Here is a 22960-nt window from a genome sequence, read left to right as displayed (position 1 = left end):
CTCAGGCCGGGGTGTAACCGCGGGCCCGGACGTGGTCGTGTGCGAGCCGGGTGAACGCGCGTCCCGCGGCGCTCCGGTAGGCGTTCTCGCGCCCGAGGAGGGCCACGGTGCGGGTGGGCAGGGGCGGTTCGAGGGGAACCGGGGCGAGGTGGGGGTGGTCCTCCGTGACCGCGTCGGGCAGGACGGTCGCGAGGTCGGTGCGCCGGACGATCTCGGTGAGGGTCTGGACCGAGTTGGCCTCCACCGCGATGCGCGGCCGCACCCGGTGGGCGGACAGGTAGGCGTCGATATGTCCCCTGGTGGCGAAATCGTCGCTGAGCAGCGCCAGTTGACGATGCGCCAGATCGGCTACGGGCAGCGGCCCGGGCGCCTGTGACCCCTCGGTGGGGCGGGCGGCGGTGACGAGGCCGAGGGTCTCGGCGTACAGCGCGGTCGCGGTGATGCCGGGCAGGTGCGGGCCGTCGAAGCCGATCCCCAGGTCGAGTTCGTCGGCGAGCAGCCCGGCTTCGATGCGGTCCTGGGCCATGTCCCTGACGTCCAGGGTGATGCCGGGGTGGCGGGCGTGGAGCTCCGCCGCCAGCGGCCCGACGAGGTAGGCGGTGAACGTCGGGGTCACGGCCAGCCGGAGGTGACCCCGGGAGAGGTCGGCGACGTCGTGGACGGCGCGTTCGGCGGCGGCGAGGTCGCGCAGGGCCCGGCGGGCGTGGTGGACGTAGGTTTCACCGGCGTCGGTGAGGCGGACGCCGGCGCGGCCGGTGCGGTCCAGGAGCTGGACGCCGATGGCGCTCTCGAGCTGCTTGACCTGCTGGGACAGGGTCGGCTGGGAGATCCGCAGCTCCTCGGCGGCGCGGGTGAAGCTGGCGTGCTCGGCGACGGCGAGCAGGTAGCGGAGGTGACGTAGTTCCAGGGCCATGGCCTCAAGTATAGATGTCATCTATAGCAGACATGGTGAATGCGTCTTGGACGCTATAGGTGCAGCTCGTGCATGGTGGATCCCGTCGGCCCCACGGGTCGGCAGTCATCGAAGGGAGTGACCATGCACGACCTCATCGAGGGCGTCGCCCAGTTCCGGCGGGAGGTCTACCCGGGCAGGGCGGAGCTCTTCGCCCGGCTCGCGACGACCCATCGCCCGCGCACCCTGTTCATCAGCTGCTCCGATGCCCGTGTGGTGCCGGAGCTGATCACCCAGAGCGAGCCGGGCGAGCTGTTCGTCATCCGGACCGCGGGCAACCTGGTCCCCGCCCATGCCCCCGGCACGGACGGGGTGTCGGCGAGCATCGAGTACGCCGTCGCGGTCCTCGGCGTGAGCGACATCGTGGTGTGCGGGCACTCCGCCTGCGGCGCGATGACGGCCCTGGCCGAACGGCACGACCTCAGCGCCGCACCGGCCGTCGCCGGCTGGCTGCGGCACGCGGACGCCTCGCTGGCCCGTACCGCCGACGCGGAGGAGCCGCGCAGGGTCGAGGCCCTGGTACGGGAGAACGTGCGCGCCCAGCTGGCGAACCTGGCCACCCACCCCTCGGTGGCCCGCGCCCTGGCCGCGGGCTCGGTGACCCTGCACGGCTGGGTCTACGACATCCGGGCGGGGGGCGTCGAAGAACTCGGCTCCCCGGTGCCCGCTTCCCCCGCGGCCTGACCGGCCGCCACCCCCCGGGTCCCCGACCCGCCGGTCCCCCACCCCGTACGCCGCTCGCCCCCACCTCCTCGCGGGTGAGCGGTTCCCCGAAAGGAAGCCCTCTCATGGTGCACGCCCAGTTCGACAACACCGCCCGTCAGGCCCTGGCCGTCAAGGCCGTGGACGCCAAGATCCGCGAGGACCTGACCTGGCAGCGGATCGCGGACGCCGCGGGCCTGTCGGTCGCCTTCGTCACCGCGGCCGTGCTCGGCCAGCACCCGCTGCCCCGGGCCTCGGCCGAGGCCGTGGCCGGCCTGCTGGGCCTGGACGCCGACGACGCGGCGCTGCTGCAGACCATCCCGACCCGCGGCTCGCTCCCCGGCGGCGTCCCCACCGACCCGACGATCTACCGCTTCTACGAGATGCTCCAGGTGTACGGCACCACGCTGAAGGCCCTGGTCCACGAGCAGCTCGGCGACGGGATCGTCTCCGCGATCAACTTCAAACTCGACGTGAAGAAGGTCGCCGACCCCGACGGCGGCGAGCGCGCGGTCATCACCCTGGACGGCAAGTACCTGCCGACCAAGCCCTTCTGATCAGCGGTGGAGCCGCCGGCTCCAGTCCTCGGGGAGCCGGTCGGCCGGCCCCGGGGCCGGCTGGTCGGAGGGATGGGCGGAGGGCGGGGTCAGCTCGGGGCCGGTTTCGTACAGCTCGTTCGTCGCGTAGTCCCAGAACCAGTCCTCGCCCGGCTCGTAGCTCTGCACCAGCGGATGGCCGGAGGACTTCCAGTGCCCCGTGGCGTGCTGGGCGGGCGAGGAATCGCAGCAGCCGATGTGGCCGCACTGGGCGCAGCGCCGCAGGTGGAACCACCAGCCGCCCACCGCGTCGCAATCGACGCAGCCGGTGCCGGTGGGCGGGACCTCGGGGTCGACTCCGTCGATGGCGGTCATGCGGGCTCCTCTGCGTGCTCGGGATCATGATCGGACCCGGTTTCCGGCGTGGTCAGCGGGAGCAGCACCTGGAAGCGGGTGTCCCCCGGCACGGACTCGACCTGGAGGCTTCCGTGGTGCTTGCTGACGACGATCCGCCAGGAGATGTCCAGGCCGAGACCGGTGCCCTCGCCGACGGGCTTGGTGGTGAAGAACGGGTCGAAGATGCGGCTGCGGATCTCGGACGGGATGCCGGGCCCCGTGTCACGGAACTCCACGAGCAGCCGGTCACCCGATCGCGCCGTGCGGACCGTCAGCGTGCCCTCGCGGCCGGTGCTCCCGATGGCGAAGACGGCGTTGTCGATGAGGTTGGTCCACACCTGGTTGAGTTCGGCGGGGTAGGCCGGTACGTCCGGCACGGAGCGGTCGTACTCCTTGACCACCCGGATCCGGGGGCCGATCTTGCCGGAGAGCATCACCAGGGTGCTGTCGAGGAGTTCGTGGACGTCGACGACCCGGTGCGGGGCGCGGTCGAGCTGCGAGTACTGCTTGGCGGCGTCCACGAGGTGCGAGATGCGGGTGGTGGAGTCGTCGATCTCGTCCATCAACAGCTCTGTTTCCACCGTGTAGTTGAGCCAGCCGATGGCGCTCGGCAGGAGATCCTCGGCCACGCTCGCCGCGACGTGCTCCAGCCAGTCCGTGTCCAGGCCGGCCTGGACGAAGACCGGCGCGATCCGCCAGCCCTCGGGGACTCCGTGGTCCTCCAGCCAGTCGGCGAGTTCGTCCTCCCGGTCGGAGGCTTCCAGAGGACTCAACGCCGGGGCTTTCGCCACCCGTTCGACGGTGCGTTCCTGGATCTCGATCAGCTCGGCGATGGCCTCGCGGGGGTAGTTCCCCTGGGAGATGTGGGCCAGCTTGTGCCGCATCTTGCCCACGCGTTCGCGCAGGGTGGCGGTGGCCCGGACGGCGGCCGCGGCCGGGTTGTTGAGTTCGTGGGTGAGTCCGGCGGACAAGGAGCCGAGGGCGAGGAGCCGTTCGCGCTGGCCGATGACCTGCTGCGTGCTCCGGGAGCCGAAGAAGAGCCCTTCCAGCAGGTGCGCGGCCATCGGGAACCATTCCTGCATGACGTCCGCGAACGACTGGGCGGGCAGGACGAAGAACCGCGTCGGCTCGGTCACCCGCATCGAGTTGTTGTACGTCTGCGGGACCCGGTCGCCCAAGTAGGCCTGCATGGCTCCCGCGTACACCCCGCGCTGGGAGGTCCGGCCGACCTCCACCTCGTCGCCGCCGACCCGGCGGGACAGTACGACGGTCCCCTCGATCATCACGTAGAAGCAGGTCGCGGGGTCGCCCTCGGTGTACACGGGGCCGGTGTCGAACCGCTCCACGCGCCCCTCGGCGCACAGCCGCCCGAGCTGCTCCGGGGTGAGCTTCTCGAACAGGAAGAGCGAGGCGATCTCCTGCGGGGAGCAGGGCATCGCCCGCCCGCTCACGATTCCTCCAGGTACCGGTGGACGAGCATGACGGCCATGGCTCCCTCTCCGACGGCGGACGCGACCCGCTTCGCCGACCGGGCGCGCGCGTCGCCCGCCACGAACACTCCGGGCACGCTGGTCTCCAGGTGGTAGGGCGGCCGGTCCAGCTCCCACTCGGCCGGCGGCCGTCCGTCCGGGGTGAGGTCCGGCCCGGCCAGGATGAAGCCGTGGTCGTCGCGCAGCACCGTACCGTCCAGCCAGTCGGTGAGCGGGGCCGCGCCGATGAAGACGAACATCCACTGGGTGTCGACGAGTTCGCAGGCTCCGGTGTCCACGTCGCGCAGCGTGAGCTGCTCCAGGTGGCCTTCTCCGTGCGCCGATTCGACGGTGGTGCGGGTACGCACCGTGATGTTGGGCGTCTCCTCGATCTGCTGGATCAGGTAGTACGACATGGAGGCGGTCAGGGATTCACCGCGCACCAGGAGCGTCACGGATTTCGCACCGCGGGCGAGGTACATGGCCGCCTGTCCGGCGGAGTTGGCGCCGCCGACGATGTACACGTCCTGTTCCAGGCAGGAGGAGGCCTCGGTGAGCGAGGAGCCGTAGTACACGCCGCGGCCGGTGAGCCCGTCGCAGCCGGGAGCGCCGAGCTGCCGGTAGGAGACGCCGGTCGCCAGGATGATGCTCCGGGCGCCGATCGCCGAGCCGTCGGAGAAGCGGACGACGCGGGCGGCGCCGCTGACCTCCAGTCCGGTGACCTCGCGCGCGGTGAGGATTTCGGCACCGAACCGGCCCGCCTGCCGGCGGGCCCGCTCGGTGAGCTGGGCGCCGGAGACCCCGTCCGGGAAGCCGAGGTAGTTCTCGATGCGGGAGCTCTGCCCGGCCTGTCCGCCGGTGGCCGACCGTTCGACCAGTACGGTGCGCAGCCCCTCGGAGGCCCCGTACAGCGCGGAGCCGAGTCCGGCCGGGCCTCCGCCGATCACGACGAGGTCGTAGAACTCCGAGGTCGGCGTGGTCGCGAGCCCGACGTGGGCGGCCAGGTCGGGTGCGTCCGGCTCGATCAGCACGGTGCCGCCGGGGGTGATCACCACGGGCAGCCGCTGTCCGTCGGTTCCGGCGGCCCGCAGCAGCCGCTGTCCCTCCGGCTCCTCGCTGGAGTACCAGCGGTAGGGCACCTGGTTGCGGGCCAGGAACTCCCGCACGCTCGACGAGGGGGCCGACCAGCGGTGCCCGACCACCTTGGTGGCGGGTACGGGGCGGTGGTCGCCGGTGCGCCAGGCGGTGAGGAGGTCGTCGACGACCGGGTAGAGCTTCTCCTCGGGCGGGTCCCAGGGTTTGAGGAGGTAGTGGTCGAGGTCGACGACGTTGATCGCGTCGATCGCCGCGTTGGTGTCGGCGTAGGCGGTCAGCAGGACGCGGCGCGCGCCCGGGTACACGGCGAGGGCCTGTTCGAGGAACTCGATGCCGTTCATCTGCGGCATGCGGTAGTCGGCGAGGATCACCGCCACCAGGTCTCCGCGGAGCTTGAGCTCGTGGAGCGCTTCCAGGGCGGATTCGCCGGACTCGGCGCGTACGATCCGGTACCCGGAACCGTAGCGCCGCCGCAGGTCGCGGGCGATCGCACGGGACACTCCCGGATCGTCGTCCACGGTCAGGATCACGGTCCTCGCCGTTTCGGCGACCTCTGTCATGGCTCTCCCACCCCGAGCGGCCTGGACGGGCGGCGTCACGGCGAGCCGCCCCCACCCGGTTCCCGTCCATCCTAGGTTCGATCGTCCGGGTCCGCGCGGACGGGCGGCGCGGGTGCCCCGGTGGGCAGTCCCGCGGGCGGCCGGCCCGTCGGGTTGAAAATGCGTACCGCGCCGGCGGGAAGTGGATCAGACTCGCCCCATGGGAGACATGGCTGACATCGCAGGGTTCCGGGATGCGGTGACGGTGTGGGCGGCCGGTGACGCCGGCGGCCTCGGTGCCGTGGGGGACGCGGGGGAGGCAGCGGACGCGGCGCGCGAGCTGGCCGTGCGGCTGCCCGTACGGACCGTCGTGCTGCTCGAAGGGGCGAGCGATGCCGAAGCCGTCGACGCACTGGCCGCGATGCGGGGCCGGAACCTGGCCGCCGAAGGGGTCTGCGTCCTGCCCATGGGCGGTGCGATGAGCGTGGCGCGGTTCGCCGGGTTCCTCGGCCCGCAGGGTCTGGGGCTGCGCCTGACGGGGCTGTGCGACGAGGCGGAGCGCGGGTTCTACGTGCGCGGCTGGGAGCGGGCCGGCGCCGAGCCGCGGGGCTTCTTCGTCTGCGCGGCGGACCTGGAGGACGAGCTGATCCGCGCGCTGGGGGTGCCCAGGGTGGAGGAGCTCGTCCGGGAGGAGGGGGACCACCGTGCCCTGCGGACGTTTCTGCGCCAGCCCGCGCAGCGGGGCCGCACGGCGCAGCAGCAGGTGCGGCGTTTCCTCGGTACCAAGAAGGGGCGCAAGATCCGCTACGGCCGGGTCCTCGTCGAGGCGCTGGGCCCCGGTCAGGTACCGGAGCCGCTCGACCGCCTGTTCGCGAGCCTGTGACCCGGCGCCGCCCGCGGGCGGCTCAGCCCAGCCGTTCCAGGAAGAAGGCGGCCGCGTCCTCGCCTGCCCGGACCCGGGCGGTCGGGTCGGCGGGCTCCGGGGCGAAGAAGTCGTCGTGCCGGACGGCGGGGCCGATGGAACGGCCGCTCGCGGTGGGGATGTGGTCCAGGTAGGGCCGCGTGTCGGCTTCGTACGGGGTGATCGTGTCCGCTCCGCCCCAGCGGATGGCGACCGGGACCCGGACGGCTTCCAGGCTCTCCCGGGTCACCAGGGAGCCGACTCCCGGGGCCACCTGGAAGACGGCCCGGATCCGGGAGTCGGAGAGGTCGCCGCCGGCGCCCTCCAGGGTGCGCCGGGCGGCCTCCTCCTGCGGGTACTTCGCGCGCAGGGCCTCCAGCACCCCCGGGAACTCGGGAATCTCCGGGAGCGGCACCTCACCCGCCAGCACGGCCCGCAGGATGCCCGGATCGATGCGGGCTCCGGCCAGCGCCGCGGCCGTGTAGCCGCCGATGGAGAAGCCCGCGACGCCGACCGGGCCGAGGGGCTGTTCCTTGGCGAGCACGTCGAGGGCGAAGGAGATGTCCTTGGGCCGTTCCCAGGGGTGGAGGAAGCCCTCCGGCTCGTAGCCGTCGACGAAGTTGTTGCCGTGGTGGTCGAGGGCCACCACGCGGAAGCCCGCCGCGTGCATGGGGTCCACCAGCCACTGCATCTCGCTGCCCGAGCCTCCGGTGCCGTGCGAGACGACGACGAGCGGGGCGGGGTCCTCCCGCTCGGAGTCCTTCCGCTCGGGGTCCTTCCGCTCGGGGTCCCCCCGCTCAAGGTCCTTCCGCTGCGTGCCGCTGGGCTCCCACACGTACAGGCGGACCGGCCGCGGACGGGACGCATCGCGCAGGTCGCGGCGGGACTCGTCGTACAGGACACGTATCAGCGGCGCTGGCGCGGAGAGGATCATGGCGGCATCGTAGCGACCGGGCGCCGGGCGCCGCCCAAGTCCCGTCAGCTCAGCGCATCTTGAGCTCGTGCCCCGGGGCGAGGGCGGCGGAGATGCGTTCCGCTATGGTCTGGGCCGAGTTCCCGGCGGGGCTCTTGGGGCCCTGGGTCACGGTGACGGAGAGGGCGAGCTTCTCCGCCGGCAGGTAGGCCTGGATGGCCGCGTAGCCGGAGAAGGACGGGTTCGTGAGGATCCAGTCGTCGACGACGATCACGCCGAGGCCGAAGTGGTGGGCCGCCGTATTGGTCAGGAGGCAGACGGTGTCCGGGCAGGATGCCGTCGGGTGACCGAGCCCGACGGTGCCGGGGTCCAGCTGTGTCTTGAAGGCCTTCGCGGACAGCAGCTGCCCGGTCCCGATGCCGCGCGCGGACCGGTCGAGGTCGCAGATGTTCTGGACGAGGACCGCGCCGGGCGTGGTGGTCCACGACGGGTTCCAGAAGGTGGACTCCTCGTAGGTGCCGCGCTCGGAGGTGAAGGCGTGCAGGACCGGCTCGGGGATCTGCGGGGTGTACTGGTTGCTGGTCCCGCTCAGCCCGAGCGGGCCGTACACGCGCTCCTTCAGCAGCCGGTCCAGCGGGAGGCCGCTGATCTTCTCCAGCGCCTCGCCGAGCAGGTTGAAGTTGGCGTGCGAGTAGCTCCAGTTGGTGCCCGGCGCGTAGAGGAGGGGCTGGTCCGTCGCGATGCGCACGACCTCGGCCGACGTCCACGCGCGGAAGGGCTTGGCCTCCAGCTCGGCGAGGAACGCCGGGTCGGTGACGTAGTCGTGCAGGCCGGAGGTGGAACTGCCCAGCATGCGTAGGGTGATCTCCGAGCCGTGCGGCACCTCCGGCAGCCATCGGGACACCGGGTCGTCGAGGGAGGCCTTGCCCTCGTCGACGAGCTGGAGCAGGACGGCGCCCATGTAGACGATGGCCACGGAGCCGGTACGGAATTTCATGGACGGCTCGGCCGGGACGCTCGTCATCGACTCCCCGAGGGCCGTGGTGAGCACCTCGCGGCCGCCGGAGGAGACCCGCAGGATCACGGAGTTCAGGCCGAACTCCTTCTGGGCCTGCTGCGCGATGGTGAGCGCCTTGAGCGCGTCGCCCCGAGCGGGCCCGGGAGACTTCACGCAGGCGCCCGTCGCCACCGCAGGCTCGGCGGCCGGCTCCGCGCCCGTGGCCGCCCCCGCCGGCAGGGCCGCGCCCAGCAGTCCGGCGACGCACAGCAGAACCGTACGCGTACGCCTCACGCTGCCCAGTATGGCGGCGGCCGGAGCGTGCCGCATGCGGTGGCCGGGGCCGTGCGACGCGGCGTTGTGGCCGTGCGACGCGGCGCGGCCCGGGCGTGCGACGCGGCGCGGCCGGGTGTGCGACGCGGCGCGGCCGGGCGCGCGGGCTTGCGTGGGGGGAGGGCTCGGAGGTGCTCTCCTGATACTCGGAAACCATCAGGATTCCCCTGTAATCACCAGGAAAGGACGAGGCTCCCATGACGAAGCCCCTGGTCGCCATCACCGGCGCCAGTTCCGGTATCGGCGCCGCCACCGCGCGCCTGCTCTCCTCCCAGGGCCACCCCCTGCTCCTGCTGGCGCGCCGCCTGGAGCTGCTGGAGGAGCTCGGGCTGCCCGAGACGCTCTGCCGGAAGGTCGACGTCACCGACCGGGCGGCGATCGAGGCCGCGGTCCGCGACGCCGAGGAGCGGTTCGGCCCGGTGGACGGCCTGGTCAACAACGCGGGCTCCATGCTGCTCGGCCGGATCGCGGACCAGCCCGTGGAGGAGTGGGAGCGCATGATCGACCTGAACATCAAGGGGGTGCTCTACGCCACCCGGGCCGTGCTGCCCGGAATGATCGACCGGGGCGCGGGCACCATCGTCAACATCAGCTCGGTGGCCGGTCGCAAGACCTTCCCGAACCATGTGGCCTACGTGGGCACGAAGTTCGCGGTGCACGCCATGTCGGAGAACCTCCGCGAGGAAGTGGCCTCCTCCGGTGTGCGCGTGGTGACCATCGCCCCGGGGGCCGTGGAGACCGAGCTGCTCTCCCACACCAGCGACGAGCGGATCAAGAGCGACTACGAGGCCTGGAAGAAGTCCGCCGGCGGCGCCCTCGACCCGCAGGCCGTGGCCGAGGCCGTCGCCTACGCCTACGGCCAGCCGCAGAACGTGACCATCCGTGAGATCGTCCTCGCCGCCACGGGCCAGGAGGCCTGACCGGGCCGCCCCACGGCCACACCACCACACGGCGGGGCGCCCCCGCGAGGGGCGGATCTGTCCAGCGAGCAGAGCAGATGACCGGGACCGGCCCCGTGCCGGTCCCGTGGTGTTTCCGGGCGGAGCCCGAACGACGCGTTGTCCGGCGGAGCACGAACGACGCACTTGTGGGCCGAGGCCCGAACAACGCCTCCCTGCGCACCCTCCCCGCCGCGAACCCGGACGAGACCGGGTGAACCGGATGAGCGCCCGGCCCCATCCGGCCCCGATGCGCGGCAGGTTGCCTAAAAGTTCCCTCCGAGGACTTCCAGCGCCATGTGATGTGTGCCATGTTACATCGCACACTGCATAGCCGTGTACACGACAGAGTTGACATCCCGGCCAACTCCCGTCGACGACACGGCCCGCACCCCCCATTCGCCGCGTCGCCAGCGCGGCCGCAGACCGGCTCGGAGGCCCACCCCTCATGCGAAGTACCCCCACCACGAAGGGCCGCACCCGGCCCTTGATAGCCGCCTTGGCCTGCTGTCTGGGCCTGACGCTGCTCTCCCCCGCCGGCCAGGCCTTCGCCGGCGAACCGAGGCCCGCCGCACCCGCGCCGGTCCTCAGGACGGGCGCCGCCCCGCAGCCCTCGACCGAATCCGCCGCCGTCCTGGCCCTGCGGGCCGAGCACGCCGCGCGCCCGGACGCCGACCTCTCCGAGCGCGCCCCGCTCCGCGCCGCCAAGGAGCCCGCGCGCACCGAACAGCAGGCCGCCAAGGCCCGGTTGGCGCCCGGCGCCGCTGCCGCCGCCGAGGCACTGGCCGCGGCCTGCAACGTCGCGGACTTCACCTCGAAGACCGGCGCCGCCCTGGTCCAGCAGATCAAGTCCTCCGACATCAACTGCGTGAACTCGCTGTTCCAGCTCAAGGGCAACGACGCGAAGGCCGCCTTCCGCGAGGCGCAGATGGTCTCCGTGGCCGACGCGCTGCGCGCCTCCGCCGCCGCCTACCCCGGCGACAACAGCACCTCGACCGGTCAGCTCGTGCTCTTCCTGCGCGCCGGGTACTTCGTGCAGTGGTACAACGAGTCCACCGTCGGCTCCTACGGCCCGGCGCTGAAGAGCTCCATCCAGGGCGCCCTGGACACCTTCTTCGCCGCCCCGCGCGCGGGCGACGTGACCGAGGCCAACGGCGCGACCCTGTCCGAGGCCGTCATCCTCATCGACAGCGCCCAGGAGAACGCGCGTTACCTCTCCGTGGTCAAGCGCCTGCTGACCGGCTACAACTCCTCGTACGACAGCTCCTGGTCGATGGTCGCGGCGGTCAACAACGCCTACACCGTGCTGTTCCGCGGCCACCAGACCGCCGAGTTCCTGCCCGCGGTCCAGGCCGACCCGAGCATCCTGACCGTGCTGCGCGACTTCGCCGTCGCCCACGACGACCTGCTGGGCACGGACAAGGCCTACCTGACGGCCAACGCCGCCCGGGAACTGGGCCGTTTCCTCCAGCACACGGTGCTCCAGCCGACCGTCCGTCCGCTGGTCAAGCAGTTGCTGGACCGCACCTCCATCACCGGCCGGACCGCCGCCCTGTGGGTGCCGCTCGCCGAGATGACCTCCTCGTACGACGCGGCCAACTGCTCCTCGTACGGGACCTGTGACCTGCCGACCCGCGTGCGTGCCGCCGTCCTGACGGTCAACCACACCTGCAGCCCGAGCCTGCGCATCGTCGCGCAGCAGATGAACGCCACCGAGCTGGCCGCCAGTTGCACCAGCCTCGCCAACCAGGACGCCTTCTTCCACAACGTGGTCAAGGACGGCGGCCCGGTCGCGAACGACAAGAACACCACCCTGGAGGTGGTGGCCTTCGACTCCAGCGCCGACTACCAGACCTACGCCGGCGTCATCTTCGGGATCAGCACCGACAACGGCGGCATGTACCTGGAGGGCGACCCGGCGGTCGCCGGGAACCAGCCGCGCTTCATCGCCTACGAGGCGGAGTGGGTCCGGCCCGAGTTCCAGATCTGGAACCTGAACCACGAGTACACCCACTACCTCGACGGCCGGTTCGACATGTTCGGCGACTTCGACGCCGGCATGACCACCCCGACCGTGATGTGGGTCGAGGGCTTCGCGGAGTACATCTCGTACTCGTACCGGGGCGTCACCTACGACCGCGCCGTCACCGAGGCGGGCAAGAACACCTACAAGCTCAGCACCCTGTTCGACACCACCTACGACAACTCCGACTCCACCCGCGTCTACCAGTGGGGCTACCTGGCGGTCCGCTACCTGCTGCAGTCGCACCCGCAGGACGTGGCCACGCTGCTCGGTCACTACCGCACCGGCAACTGGGCGGCCGCCCGCACCCTGCTCACCTCCACCATCGGCACCCGGTACGACGCGGACTTCGCCGCGTGGCTGGCCAAGTGCGCCGCGGGAGACTGCGGCGGCGGCACGAACCCGCCGGCCAACCAGGCCCCGGTGGCCGGGTTCACCACCTCGGTCAACGGTCTCGCGGTCGGCTTCACCGACACCTCCACCGACGCGGACGGCACCATCGCCTCCCGCTCGTGGAACTTCGGTGACGGAAGCGCCGCTTCCACCGCCGCCAACCCGTCGAAGACCTACACCGCGGCCGGCACCTACACCGTGACCCTCACCGTCACCGACAACAAGGGCGCCACCGCCACCACCAGCAAGCCGGTCACCGTGGGCACCGCCGGGCCCGCCGAGTGCACCGACCCGGACGTCCGGGTGCTGGGCGACGGCTGCCTGCGCTCGGGCGTCTCGGCCCCGGTGGGCGACTACCGCTACTTCTACCTGAACGTCCCGGCCGGCACGACCTCGCTCAAGCTCTCCGTCGCGGGCGGCACCGGCAACGCCAACCTGTACTACAGCCCCACCTCCTGGGCCACCACGACCAACTACACCGCCCGCTCCGTCAAGACCGGCAACGCCGAGACCCTCACCATCGACAACCCCCCGGCCGGCTACGTCTACATCAGCCTCCACGCCGCCAAGGCCTTCGCGGGAGCCACCGTCTCCGCCCGGCTCCTGCCGGCGGCCGTCGAGTGCGCCGCCGCCGACACCCGGGTGCTGGGCGAGAACTGCCTGCGCTCGGGCGTGTCCGCCGCCGCGGGCGACTACCGCCACTTCTACGTGAACGTCCCGGCGGGCACGGCCTCGCTCAAGATCACCGTCGCGGGCGGCACCGGCAACGCCGACCTCTACTACAGCCCGGACTCCTGGGCCACCACCAGCAATTACACGGCCCGCTCCGTCAAGGCCGCCAACGCCGAGACCCTCACCATCAAGAACCCGCCGGCCGGCTACGTCTACATCAGCCTCCACGCCGCCAAGGTCTTCGCGGGAGCCACCGTCACCAGCCGCTTCTGATCCCGATCCGGAAGGGCACGCACGACCGGCCCCCCACCCCTCGCCGAAGGGGTGGGGGGCCGGCTCGTGCGGTCAGGAGTAGGCCTCGACCTCCCACAGCGAGTAGCCGTAGCCGGTGGCCCGCTGGGTACCGGTCACCCGGAGGTAGCGCCCGCTGCCGCCGAGGCCGGTCAGTTCGTCCGTGCCTCCGTCGCCCGTGGTGGTGGCGTACGCGTCCCGCCAGGTGGCGCCGTCGTCCGACAGCTGGACCGTGTAGGCCCTGCCGTACGCGACCTCCCAGTTCAGGACCACCCGGTTCACGTTCTTCACGGATCCGAGGTCGACCTGGATCCACTGCGGGTCGGCGAAGGCCGAGGACCAGCGGCTGGTGGCACTGCCGTCGGTGGCGGCCGTCGCCGGGTAGTCCGCCGACTGGGCCGAGGAGGCCGTGGTCGGCTTGTTCAGGGCCAGGTTGAGCGAGGTCGTCGCCCCGAGGTCGTCGACGGCCAGGTCGTCGATGACCAGGTCCCGGTCGGTGTCGGAGGTTTCCGCCGTGAGCTTGCGCATGCCGATCCAGGCGTCCACCCCGGCCGTGAAGGTCCTGGTGAAGGTGTTCGTGGTCCGGGCCTGCGGCAGCGTGTCGGAGGAGACCTGGGCCGTGCCGGCGCCCAGCGTGAAGGCGTAGTCCCCGGCCACGGACTGCTGGTACGCGAAGCTCACCCTGTACTGGTGGCCGGGCTCGAAGCGCAGGGTCTGCGGGATGGTCTGGTAGATCAGCCCGGGCCGTTCCTCGTGGGATTTCAGGGAGTTGCCGCCGGCGAGCACGTCGTCGATCAGCTTGCCGTTCCACCCGGCCTGGGTGTACGGGGCGTTGAGCTGGGCGAGGTGCGTGCGGGGGTCCGCCGCGGCGCCGCCCGCCGGGCCGACGACGAAGGGGTACCAGCCGGAGTCGACGTTCTCGAAGTCCTCCGCGAAGGTGTGGCCGCCCTGCGGACCGCGGGCCGTGCGCACCACGCGCACGTCGTCGAAGCCGGCCGTGCCCGCCGCCGCGTCGGCGCGCAGGGCCAGGGTGGCGGTGGACTGGCCCGCCGGGACGTCGAACAGCACCCGCATCCGCTGCGTGGTGCTGCCGTTCTTCTCGTCGGCTCCGACGTTGTTGCGGTACGGGGAACTCGTGGCGTAGGCGCTCTGTTCGGCGCCGCCCGCCGGGGTGACGGCCAGGGTGGCCCTGCGGCCGGTGGCGGTGGAGACGTACACGCTCGCCGCGTAGGTGCCCGGGGTCAGGCCCGTGAGCTGCTGCGAGACGGAGGTGGCACCCTGCCCGACGGTGAGCTGCGACCGGCCGGCCGCGTTGCGGGTGACGGACGCGGAGCCGCTGACCGTCCACTTCGACAGGCCGCCGGAGGTGAAGCCGGGGTCGCGGACCGGGCCGCCCTCGCCGAACCCGGCGTCCGCCTGGGCGGGCGCGGCCGACGGGTAGAGGACGTACGGGGTCTTCGCGGTGGCGGTGACGGTGACCTTGCCGCCGGTCACCGGGAGGTCGGTGACCGGGACCCGGCCCTGGTCGGTGAGCTTGTACAGCTTGGCCGTGCCGTTCTGGGCCCAGGAGGCGGGCACGTTCCAGGTGGACGTCCCGCCCGTTCCGCTCCAGTGGTAGAGCTTCGACTCGCCGCTCTGGTCCCAGGGCAGCAGGTAGCTGTCGCCGATCAGGACGGGGTGGCCGTCCTTGCTGATGGTGCGGGTGTTTCCGCTCAGGGTGGCGCTGACGCCTCCGTCGAAGTCGATGCGGTTCGCGGCCCACTTGCGGATGGTGAAGCCCTGGAGGTACTTGGTGGGCAGGTTGGTGGTGAAGGTGGTGGTGAGGAAGTTCGCGAAGTCCTTCGTGCCCTGCCAGCCCTCGTAGGCGGTCAGGGTGCCGCCGCCGAGGAGCGGGTCCCCGGCGATCCAGTCGTCGCGCTGCTGGTTGCGGATGAAGCGCACCACCTGGGAGTTGACCCCCTTGTAGTTGCTGCCTCCGTAGTTGAGGTCGTTGGCCCAGTGCGACCAGAGGGACTGGTCCTCGAACTTGTCGGGGAACTCGGTGGTGAGCTGGTAGCCGAGGCCGTTGATCTCGCGGGCCAGGGCCTGGGAGGCGTAGCCGTCTCCGTACCAGGTGTCCACGTAGAGGAACTTCAGGTCGGGGGCCGCCGCCTTGAGCTGCCGCAGGCGGGCCAGGCGCTTGCCGCTGGTGCCGTCCAGGCGGTAGTTCAGGTGGTAGGACTGGTCGAGGTAGTCCCATCCCTTGTCGGCGCCGCCGTTGTTGAGGAGTGCGGGGTCGAAGCTGCGGGCGACCGGGTAGGCCTCGGTGTCGTTGATGTGCACGCCGATGTCCGCGTTGTGGCCGGCGCCCGCCGCGATGAGGGTGTTCAGGTCGGCGGCGCCGCCCTGCCGGGTGCCGACCAGCCCGTAGTCGGGGTGGGCCGAGTCGTGGCCCTCCGAGCCGTAGCCCTTGAGCAGGACGAACTGGCCGAGCCCGTCCGTGGCCCGGGCCACGCGCTTGGTCTCGTCCAGGGTCTGCAGGAAGGGGTGCGTGGCCTGGGAGGCGAAGTTGTACGGGATGCGCTGGACGACCCGGCGGGCGGTGTCCTGCCAGCCCTGTGGGCTGGTCATGATGGAACGGAAGGCGATGGCCCCGTCCTGCCAATCGACGGTGGAATCGGCGTTGCGGTCGCCGGTCACCACCACCTTGGCGTACGGCAGCGGTTCGGTGCCCGCCGCTCCGGCGGCCCGGTGCAGCCAGTCGCCGCTCCACAGACCGGCCCGCCGGTAACCGGACTTGGCCACTGTCTGCTTCTGGATCCGGCCGCTGTCCGCCGCGTTCTGGCCGGACGGGCTGTCGTAGTACGAGTTGGTGGCGATCGACGCCGCGAGGGAACCGGTGTTGAGGATGGCGTACATGGCGCCCTGCGGTGCCGCGTCCACGGCCGTGCCGGAGGTGAGCGGGGTGAAGGTGTCACCGGTGCCGGTGGTGTTGGTGTTCATCCGGGTGGTCTCGACGGTGGCTCCGGGCTGGTCGCTGCGCACCGAGACCAGGTTGTGCTGCGGGATCGACAGCGAGGTGACGGGTACGGCGGCGTCGTCGATCGAGGTGACGGCGAAGGTGAGGGCGCTGCCGCTGACGGACAGGGTGGCCTTGACCGTGTCCCCGTTGGCGAAGGCCATCGTGTAGTCGACGTGGTCGGCGGTGACGCTGCTGGTCACGGTCGGGGTCTGCGCGGAGCCGTTGAGGTTCACCTGGGTGAGGGGGTCCTCGTTGCCGTGGAGGACGGCTCCGGTGGCCTGGTCGGTGTACTGGACGACCCGGGGGAAAGCGGTGTCGACCTGCACCGCGAGGGCCGGCGAGGCGATGGTGACGGTCCCGGCGGCGGTGGCGGTGGCGGTGGCCGGCGCGGTACCCGCCACCAGCGTGGTGCCGAGGCCCAGGACGGCGGCGCAGAGGAGGGACGTGGGGCGGAGCGGTCTCATGGGGCTCCCTGGTGACGGGTCAGGTACGGGGTCCTTGCGGGGTGAGGCGGTACGGGGCCTTGCGAGGGGGCAATGCGGTACGGGGGGCGGTGCGGTACGGGGGCGGTACGGGGCCGGCCGGTACGGGGACCTCCCGTTCGGTCACCAGCTCAGAACGGCCCAGCCACGGTGCGGCAGTTCGGGGTCCAGGCGCAGGGTGCGCCCCCGCCGGCCGGTGCCCGCGGGGCGGGGCTCAGCGAGGGGTGCGAGGACGGTCGCTGCGACGGCGGTCGCGACCGGTGCCGATGCCGAGAGCGCCGGCAGGTCCACCACGGGCCGGGCGGGGTCAAGGGAGCCGTTGGCCACGGTCAGGGTGGTGACGCCGTCGGCGTGCGACAGGTGCGGGATCAGGTGGGGGCCGCCGCTGACCAGCGGCAGGCGGGCGTCCTCCCCCTCCAGGAAGCGGACCGTACGGTGCAGCAGCAGCTGCGCGTGGTCGTCGGCCGGAAGCGTGTGGGGCTCGGTGGCGGCGAGTACGGCCACGCGTCCGCCGAGGGTGTTGGCGAAGACGGTGCGGCCCGCTCCCCAGGCGCGGCCGTCGGGGGTGCGGACCTCGCTCCACCGCTGCGCCCCGGGTGCCTCCGCGAGCCGGGCCAGGGCGGGTTGGGTGTTGACGCTGAGGACGAGGCCCGCGAGCTCCTCGCCCGCCGCGGCGCACAGCCGCTCGGTGGCGTACGGGCCCGGGCCGCCGGGGGTGGCCGACGCGTCGCGGTCGACCGGTTCGGCCCCGGTCAGTCCGATGAGGGGGCCGAAGCCCCGCTGGTGCAGGATGGCCGCGGCGGTCCCGTCGAGCAGCAGGCCTCCGGCCAGCAGGGCCCGTACGGCCGGATCGCCGAAGGCCCAGGCCGACGGGCCGAACAGGGCCTGCACCGGGGCGGGTTCGGCCGTCACGGGTACTCCGTAGCGGAGCAGCAACTCGGCCGCGGGGCCCGGGTCGACGGCCAGTTCGGTCAGGTCTCCGCCGTGCGCCCGTACGTGGGCCGCGGCGTCCTGGGCGAAGGGCAGGCCGACGCCGAGGGTGCGCTGTCCGCGCGGGTGCCGGCGGCCGACGAGGTCCAGCGCGGGGCGGGCACGGCGCAGCAGTTCGGCGATCCGGGGGTGCCGGCCGGGGCGGGAGCCGTGCATGGGGTACAGGTTGAGCAGGAGGGCGTCCGCGCCGGACAGTTGGGCGGCGACCATCTCCGACCAGGTCTGGACATCGGATTTGGACCAGGCGGTGTGCGGCCAGTTCTCGATCTCCGGCTCGCTGTCGACGAACTCCGGCCGCAGGGAGCGCTGCAGTTCGGGCATCCACACCTGCCGGGCGAGCTCGCGTCCGGGGGCGTCCGCGTACGGGGCGAAGTGCGGGCGGTGCACCGCGCGGCCCCCGGGGGCCAGGGCCCCGAAGAGCGCGTTCCAGTCCCGGCCCTCCACGGAGGCGGCGTCCAGGCCGGAGCTCATCAGCCCGGTGCGGGAGCGGCCGGCCGAGCGCAGGTGCACCTCGGCGGCCACCTGTGCGGCCACCTCCTGCTGCGCGGTCCGCCACACCCGCTGCCACAGGGCGCGCAGCGGGTGCGGAGGGCCGGGGGCGGTGAGTGCGGCGACCAGTTCGGGTCGTGGCACCGGGCGTCCGGCGAGGGCGGCCAGCCGGTCCAGCATGAGGGGTTCGAAGCCGCCGCCCCAGCGGAGGGGGGCGTGGTTGTGGAAGCGGAAGTCGTCCTCGAGCCACAGCACGCGGAAGCCGAGCTCGGCGAAGCGGCCGTAGTGCCCGGTCAGCCAGGCGCGCCAGCGCGGGCAGGCGAAGGAGGCCTGGGCAGCGGAGACCTCCCCGGCCGGGGACACCATCGGCGCGAAGCCGTGGGTGTCGCAGCGGCCGCGGTCGGCGTGGCCGGCCGTCACCCAGGGGTTGAGGCTCACGTCGAGGCCGGCGCCGAGGAGGATCTCCTGGGCGAGGGCCGCCGCTTCGTACCAGCGGTCCTCGTGGGATCCGGTGAGGTGGCCGGTGAAATGCTCTTCGGCGCCGAGGAGCAGCACCACTTCCGCGACGCCCGCGTCGGTGCAGGTCTTGGCCAGTTCGGCCGCCGTGGCCCGGACGGCGTCCGGTCCTTCGTACGGATGGATCTGGAACCGCAGGTGGTACCGGGCACTCACGCCGTCGGCCTCCTCGCCGTCAGCTCGCGGTCGGACGCACCGTCGAGCAATTAGTTTAGTTAGGATCTGAATTAATGAGGACGGCGTCAACCCCGCGTGCCGCATCCGCTCCGGAACGGGCAGGCGGGGCCCGGGCCGACGGGTGGCAGACTCTCGGGGGACGGCAGTGAGGAGTTCCGGTGAGGACAGATCCGCGCAGCGGGCGGGGCCATGCGGGCGGGCGGGGCGATGCGGGCATCGGCCCCGTGGTGATCAACGGCCCGGCCGGGCCCGCCGGCAGGGCCTCCATCCGCCGGGCCAATCTCGGTCTCGTGCTGCGCCTCCTGCGCGACGCCGGACCGCGCTCCCGTGCGCGGATCGCCGATGACGCGGGGCTGCCGCGCCCCACGGTGACCGGACTGGTCACCGAGCTGATCGGACTCGGCCTGGTCCGCGAGGGGGGCGCCGAGCGGGACGGCTCGGTCGGCCGCCCCGGCCAGAGCGTCCGGATCGACGGCCGCGCGCTGTGCGGGATCGGCCTGGAGATCAACGTGGACTACCTGGCCGCCGTCGCCCTGACCCTGGACGGGGACACCGTCTTCGAGCGGCGGGTCGCCATGGACGTGCGCGCCGCCGGACCCGAGGCCGTACTGGACTGCGCCGCCGGGCTGGTCCGCGAGGCCCTCGCCACCCTCGACGCAGCCGCGATCGCCACGGCGGGGGTCACCGTCGCCGCCCCCGGAGTCGTGGACATCGCGTCGGGCACCGTGGTCTACGCCGCGAACATCGGCTGGCACGGCATCGACGCGCTCAGCGGGATCCGCGCCCGCCTGGGCCGCGGGGCGCCGGTGCTGCGGCTGGAGAACGACGCCAAACTCGGCGCGGTGGCCGAGTACGCGGAGGCCTCGGCAGCCGGCATCCACGACCTCATCTACGTCACCGGCGAGACGGGCGTGGGCGGCGGCATCATCAGCGGCGGCCGGCTCCACCGCGGAGCCGCCGGGTTCGCCGGGGAGATCGGTCACATGCCGCTCGACCCCGGCGGCGCGCTCTGCGCCTGCGGGCGCCGCGGCTGCTGGGAGACCATGGTCGGGCTCACGGCCCTGCTGCGGCACGCCGCCGCCCCCGAGGATCCCGTGCACGACCCCGCCCTGGACCTGGAGGCCCGGCTGACGGACCTCCGGGCGCGGGCCGCCGCCGGGGACTCCCGCACGCTGGAGGCCCTGGACCGGATCGCCGACGGGCTCGGCCTCGGACTGACGCTGCTCGCGGACGTCCTGAACCCGCGCGCCGTCGTGCTCGGCGGCTACTTCACCTACTTCGGCGACCGGCTGGCCCCACGGGTGGAGCGGCTGATGGCCGAACGGGTCATGGCGCCGGACACGGGCGGCTGCCGCCTCCTGCTGTCCGCGCTCGGCTTCACCGCTCCGGCGCGCGGCGGGGCGCTGCTCGCCCTCGACCCGGTCTACGAGGACCCGGCCCGGACGGTGGCACTGGCGACGGCGACGGCAGCGGGGGCCTGAGCCCCGGACGCACGGCACCCCAGCCCCGCAGCCCCGCAGCTCCCCAGCCCCGCCGGCCACTCAGGCCGCTCCCGGGCCGCTCAGTCCCAGAACGGCCGGGCGAGGAGGGCCGCGGCGCGCACCGCGGCGCCGTCCAGGACCCAGGTGGCGTCGCGCAGTCCGCGTTCCGGCCAGGTGCACGACAGCGCGAGCGGACCCGGCGGCGGCAGCGGCCAGGTCCACAGCGTCATGCGCAGGTCCTCTCCGCCGTCCGGCCCGCCCCAGGCGCCCTGGTACCCGCTGACGACCATCATCGGGCCGCGCCCGTCGCGCAGCCCGGCCTCGTCGTCCTGCACCACGACGCCGCCGTCGCCGAACCGCAGGCGGAAGGTGGGCTGCGGGGGTTCGGTGAGGCCGTTGTGGCCGGACCCCGGCCCACCGTCGGGCGGGAACGCTCCGCGCGCGTGGGCCTCCACCTCGATCTCGAGCCCGGTGGGGTAGGCCAGGACCTGCCGGGCTAGCACGACGAGCCCGTCCGTCCGGCCGATCACCGCCGGTCCCGCGACGTGGCCGCCGGTCATCCGAGGCGGCGCCTGCCACGCGGGCAGATCGTCGGCACTTTCCCTGCCCGGTTCCTCAATCACCGGCGCAGCGTAGCCGGTTGGGGACCTCCCCGCGCGGGAGAAACACAAGAGCGCGGCGGACCCGGCCGGCCGCGCAAGTCTTCGGTGTCTGTTCACTCCCCCGTGACCTGCAGCTTCCCGGCGGGAGGCGGTGTACCCGGTCGAATGATCACAGCAAAGGTCTGGACCACATGAGATGCGCCAATCCCGTGGCCGATTGCGTGTGTTGATGGCACTGCAACAATTGGTCTATACCTGTGGCGCTATGCTGGGGACCTGAAACGGGCGCATAAATAAGCCGTGGGGGGCTTTATGACCTTTCATCATCTTCCGCAACCTCCGTCCGACGAAGAGCTCTACTGGTACTTCGGCCCGCAACGGCGCTGGGTCCTCATCAGCACGAGCCTCGCCTTCGTCTTCACCGCGGCGACCATGTTCACCTTCGCGCTGCGCACTCCGGCCCTGTGGGCCTTCCTCGCCGTCCTCGGGCTCAATCTCGTCGCGCTCGTCCTGTCCTCGGTCAACAGCCTGCGCCAGCGCAGGCTGACCCGGCCCTCGCACGAGGTGCTCGTCCACGCCTGGCAGCCCGCCCGACTGCCCTCCGTGGACCTGTACCTGCCGACCTGCGGCGAGCCGCTGCCCGTCCTGGACAACGCCTACCGCGCCGTCTCGGCCGTCGACTGGCCCGGCGCGCTGACCACGTGGGTCCTGGACGACGCCGACCGGCCCGAAGTCGCCGCGCTGGCGGCCTCGTACGGGTACGAGTACGTCGTACGGCCCGACCGGGGGCACCTGAAGAAGGCCGGCAACCTCAACCACGCCCTGACCCTGAGCGGCGCCGAGTTCATCGCCATCCTCGACGCCGACTTCGCGCCCCGCCCGGACTTCCTGCGCCACCTCGTGCCCTACCTGGCCGACCCCGGCGTCGGGATCGTGCAGAGCCCGCAGTGCTTCGACACCGACGGGTCCATGGGGTGGATCCAGCGGGCCGCGGGCTCCGCCCAGGAGTGGTTCTTCCGCTGGATCCAGCCGTCCCGGGACGCGAGCGACGCCGCCATCTGCTGCGGCAGCAACGCCGTCTACCGGCGCGCCGCCATCGACCTGGCCGGCGGCTTCGCCCGCCTCGACCACAGCGAGGACCTGTACACCGGCCTCGCCCTGCACGCGCGGGGGTTCCGCACCCTGTACGTACCGGTGCTCGTCGCCAAGGGCACGTCCCCCGACGAGGCCACCTCCTTCGTCAACCAGCAGTACCGGTGGGCGATGGGCAACCTGCACCTGCTCACCTCGCCCGTCCTGCGGACGATGGGCGCGCCCTGGCGGATGCGGCTGTGCTTCTACGAGGGAGTCGTCGGCTATCTGGCCGCCGCCGTCAACACCTTCGCGGCGCCGCTGCCGCCCCTGGTGATGATGTTCTGGTACCCGGACGACATCCGGCCCTGGCACGTCCTGCCGCTGCTCGCGCCGCTCTGGCTCTGGCACGTGCTCCTCCCGCGGATCAGCAGGACCCGCTGGCGGGTGGAGGTGATCCGGGCGAACGTCCTGACGAGCGTCGCGGCCGCCACCGCCTTCCTGCACACGCTGCGCGGCCGCAGTGCCGACTGGGTGCCCACCGGCACCCGGGGCCCCGCCCGGTCCGGCGGGATGGCCCGCCGGGTGGTGGGCGTCTCGCTGCTCTGGCTGGTCCTGTCCAACGGCGCGGCCGCGGCGGGCCTGGCGCTGGCCGTGGCCCGCAACGGCTGGGAGCCCAACTGGGGCCTGCTCCTCTACTTCCTGGTCCAGTGCCAGATCAACGGTCCGCTGGTCCGGGACCTGATCACCGAACTGCGCCCGGCGGCCGCCTCCGCGAGGTCCACCAGTGACGCCTCCAGCGCGGCCGGACCCGTTCCGGGCGGCGGCCGTCGCCGCAGCCTCGTACGGGCCTTCGCCCGCCCCTCGCCCACCGGCGTGCTGCCGCGCCGCTGGCCCGAGACCCTCGCCGCCTCGGCGGTGCTCCTGCTCACGGGCCTGCTGGCCTCCGGATGGGTCAACCCCATGCTTCCCTGGCTGAGTTGAAAGGCTCCACGACCACC

The 22960-nt window shown here is 72.5% G+C and carries 16 protein-coding genes; 7 read left to right on the top strand and 9 right to left on the bottom strand.

Annotation, left to right across the window (positions count from 1 at the left end; translation table 11 throughout):
• Position 1 precedes the first annotated feature (1 nt).
• Positions 2 to 913 (bottom strand): transcriptional regulator CynR, encoded by a 912-nt coding sequence (cynR, locus tag ACWCP2_RS19540; RefSeq protein WP_450909862.1) that lies wholly within the window; start codon positions 911 to 913, stop codon positions 2 to 4.
• Between the two features lie 123 nt (positions 914 to 1036).
• Between cynR and ACWCP2_RS19535 the strand changes: the two genes are divergently transcribed.
• Together ACWCP2_RS19535 and cynS are read left to right on the top strand one after the other, a co-directional pair.
• A complete protein-coding gene (locus ACWCP2_RS19535; RefSeq protein WP_450909829.1) occupies positions 1037 to 1636 on the top strand; it encodes a carbonic anhydrase in 600 nt (199 codons plus the stop codon).
• A gap of 104 nt (positions 1637 to 1740) precedes the next feature.
• Entirely contained in the window at positions 1741 to 2211 is a 471-nt protein-coding gene (cynS, locus tag ACWCP2_RS19530) for a cyanase (RefSeq protein ID WP_450909828.1), read from the top strand.
• On the opposite strand, the gene ACWCP2_RS19525 is transcribed toward cynS, so the two are convergent.
• From ACWCP2_RS19525 to ACWCP2_RS19515, 3 genes are read right to left on the bottom strand one after another with little or no spacing between them, the layout of a single operon-like run.
• Entirely contained in the window at positions 2212 to 2565 is a 354-nt protein-coding gene (locus ACWCP2_RS19525; RefSeq protein WP_450909827.1) for a UBP-type zinc finger domain-containing protein, read from the bottom strand.
• A complete protein-coding gene (locus tag ACWCP2_RS19520; protein WP_450909861.1) occupies positions 2562 to 4022 on the bottom strand; it encodes an ATP-binding protein in 1461 nt (486 codons plus the stop codon). Before ACWCP2_RS19520 ends, ACWCP2_RS19525 begins: the two co-directional genes overlap by 4 nt.
• A gap of 11 nt (positions 4023 to 4033) precedes the next feature.
• Positions 4034 to 5710, bottom strand: a complete 1677-nt coding sequence (locus ACWCP2_RS19515) for an FAD-dependent oxidoreductase (protein WP_450909826.1) — start codon at positions 5708 to 5710, stop codon at positions 4034 to 4036.
• Between the two features lie 208 nt (positions 5711 to 5918).
• Between ACWCP2_RS19515 and ACWCP2_RS19510 the strand changes: the two genes are divergently transcribed.
• Complete coding sequence (locus ACWCP2_RS19510; protein WP_450909825.1) at positions 5919 to 6572, top strand: TOPRIM nucleotidyl transferase/hydrolase domain-containing protein; 654 nt, start codon at positions 5919 to 5921, stop codon at positions 6570 to 6572.
• A 22-nt stretch (positions 6573 to 6594) separates the two neighbouring features.
• Here the strand turns inward: ACWCP2_RS19510 and ACWCP2_RS19505 are convergent, their stop codons facing one another.
• Together ACWCP2_RS19505 and ACWCP2_RS19500 are read right to left on the bottom strand one after the other, a co-directional pair.
• Complete coding sequence (locus ACWCP2_RS19505; RefSeq protein ID WP_450909824.1) at positions 6595 to 7524, bottom strand: alpha/beta hydrolase family protein; 930 nt, start codon at positions 7522 to 7524, stop codon at positions 6595 to 6597.
• Between the two features lie 49 nt (positions 7525 to 7573).
• The gene (locus tag ACWCP2_RS19500; RefSeq protein WP_450909823.1) at positions 7574 to 8794 is read right to left on the bottom strand and encodes a serine hydrolase domain-containing protein; all 1221 of its coding nucleotides are present in this window, start codon (positions 8792 to 8794) and stop codon (positions 7574 to 7576) included.
• Between the two features lie 236 nt (positions 8795 to 9030).
• Between ACWCP2_RS19500 and ACWCP2_RS19495 the strand changes: the two genes are divergently transcribed.
• Positions 9031 to 9753: an SDR family oxidoreductase gene (locus ACWCP2_RS19495; RefSeq protein ID WP_450909822.1), complete on the top strand. Its 723-nt coding sequence runs from the start codon at positions 9031 to 9033 to the stop codon at positions 9751 to 9753.
• A 466-nt stretch (positions 9754 to 10219) separates the two neighbouring features.
• Positions 10220 to 13132 (top strand): collagenase, encoded by a 2913-nt coding sequence (locus ACWCP2_RS19490; protein WP_450909821.1) that lies wholly within the window; start codon positions 10220 to 10222, stop codon positions 13130 to 13132.
• A 72-nt stretch (positions 13133 to 13204) separates the two neighbouring features.
• Here ACWCP2_RS19490 and ACWCP2_RS19485 read toward each other — a convergent pair whose 3' ends face one another.
• The gene (locus ACWCP2_RS19485) at positions 13205 to 16615 is read right to left on the bottom strand and encodes an endo-alpha-N-acetylgalactosaminidase family protein (RefSeq protein ID WP_450909820.1); all 3411 of its coding nucleotides are present in this window, start codon (positions 16613 to 16615) and stop codon (positions 13205 to 13207) included.
• A gap of 141 nt (positions 16616 to 16756) precedes the next feature.
• Positions 16757 to 18784 carry a hypothetical protein gene (locus tag ACWCP2_RS19480; RefSeq protein ID WP_450909819.1) on the bottom strand — a complete coding sequence of 676 codons (2028 nt, stop codon included), beginning with the start codon at positions 18782 to 18784 and terminating at the stop codon, positions 16757 to 16759.
• A gap of 179 nt (positions 18785 to 18963) precedes the next feature.
• Here ACWCP2_RS19480 and ACWCP2_RS19475 point away from each other — a divergent pair, with 179 nt between their 5' ends.
• Positions 18964 to 20286 (top strand): ROK family protein, encoded by a 1323-nt coding sequence (locus tag ACWCP2_RS19475; protein WP_450909818.1) that lies wholly within the window; start codon positions 18964 to 18966, stop codon positions 20284 to 20286.
• Between the two features lie 80 nt (positions 20287 to 20366).
• Here the strand turns inward: ACWCP2_RS19475 and ACWCP2_RS19470 are convergent, their stop codons facing one another.
• Complete coding sequence (locus ACWCP2_RS19470) at positions 20367 to 20909, bottom strand: hypothetical protein (RefSeq protein WP_450909817.1); 543 nt, start codon at positions 20907 to 20909, stop codon at positions 20367 to 20369.
• 291 nt (positions 20910 to 21200) lie between these two features.
• Between ACWCP2_RS19470 and ACWCP2_RS19465 the strand changes: the two genes are divergently transcribed.
• Positions 21201 to 22943, top strand: coding sequence for a glycosyltransferase family 2 protein (locus ACWCP2_RS19465; RefSeq protein WP_450909816.1), 1743 nt, complete (start codon positions 21201 to 21203; stop codon positions 22941 to 22943).
• Positions 22944 to 22960 lie beyond the last annotated feature (17 nt).

Source organism: Streptomyces sp. NPDC002104, assembly GCF_053593795.1.
This window is presented reverse-complemented; position numbering and strand designations above follow the sequence as displayed.

Excerpts from the sequence above, each read along its gene's own strand:
- ACWCP2_RS19510 (WP_450909825.1), top strand. The coding sequence starts at position 5,919 with ATGGCTGACATCGCAGGGTTCCGGGATGCGGTGACGGTGTGGGCGGCC.
- ACWCP2_RS19520 (WP_450909861.1), bottom strand. The coding sequence starts at position 4,022 with ATGCCCTGCTCCCCGCAGGAGATCGCCTCGCTCTTCCTGTTCGAGAAG.
- ACWCP2_RS19485 (WP_450909820.1), bottom strand. The coding sequence starts at position 16,615 with ATGAGACCGCTCCGCCCCACGTCCCTCCTCTGCGCCGCCGTCCTGGGC.
- cynR (WP_450909862.1), bottom strand. The coding sequence starts at position 913 with ATGGCCCTGGAACTACGTCACCTCCGCTACCTGCTCGCCGTCGCCGAG.
- ACWCP2_RS19515 (WP_450909826.1), bottom strand. The coding sequence starts at position 5,710 with ATGACAGAGGTCGCCGAAACGGCGAGGACCGTGATCCTGACCGTGGAC.
- ACWCP2_RS19505 (WP_450909824.1), bottom strand. The coding sequence starts at position 7,524 with ATGATCCTCTCCGCGCCAGCGCCGCTGATACGTGTCCTGTACGACGAG.
- ACWCP2_RS19465 (WP_450909816.1), top strand. The coding sequence starts at position 21,201 with ATGACCTTTCATCATCTTCCGCAACCTCCGTCCGACGAAGAGCTCTAC.
- ACWCP2_RS19525 (WP_450909827.1), bottom strand. The coding sequence starts at position 2,565 with ATGACCGCCATCGACGGAGTCGACCCCGAGGTCCCGCCCACCGGCACC.
- ACWCP2_RS19490 (WP_450909821.1), top strand. The coding sequence starts at position 10,220 with ATGCGAAGTACCCCCACCACGAAGGGCCGCACCCGGCCCTTGATAGCC.
- ACWCP2_RS19535 (WP_450909829.1), top strand. The coding sequence starts at position 1,037 with ATGCACGACCTCATCGAGGGCGTCGCCCAGTTCCGGCGGGAGGTCTAC.
- ACWCP2_RS19495 (WP_450909822.1), top strand. The coding sequence starts at position 9,031 with ATGACGAAGCCCCTGGTCGCCATCACCGGCGCCAGTTCCGGTATCGGC.
- cynS (WP_450909828.1), top strand. The coding sequence starts at position 1,741 with ATGGTGCACGCCCAGTTCGACAACACCGCCCGTCAGGCCCTGGCCGTC.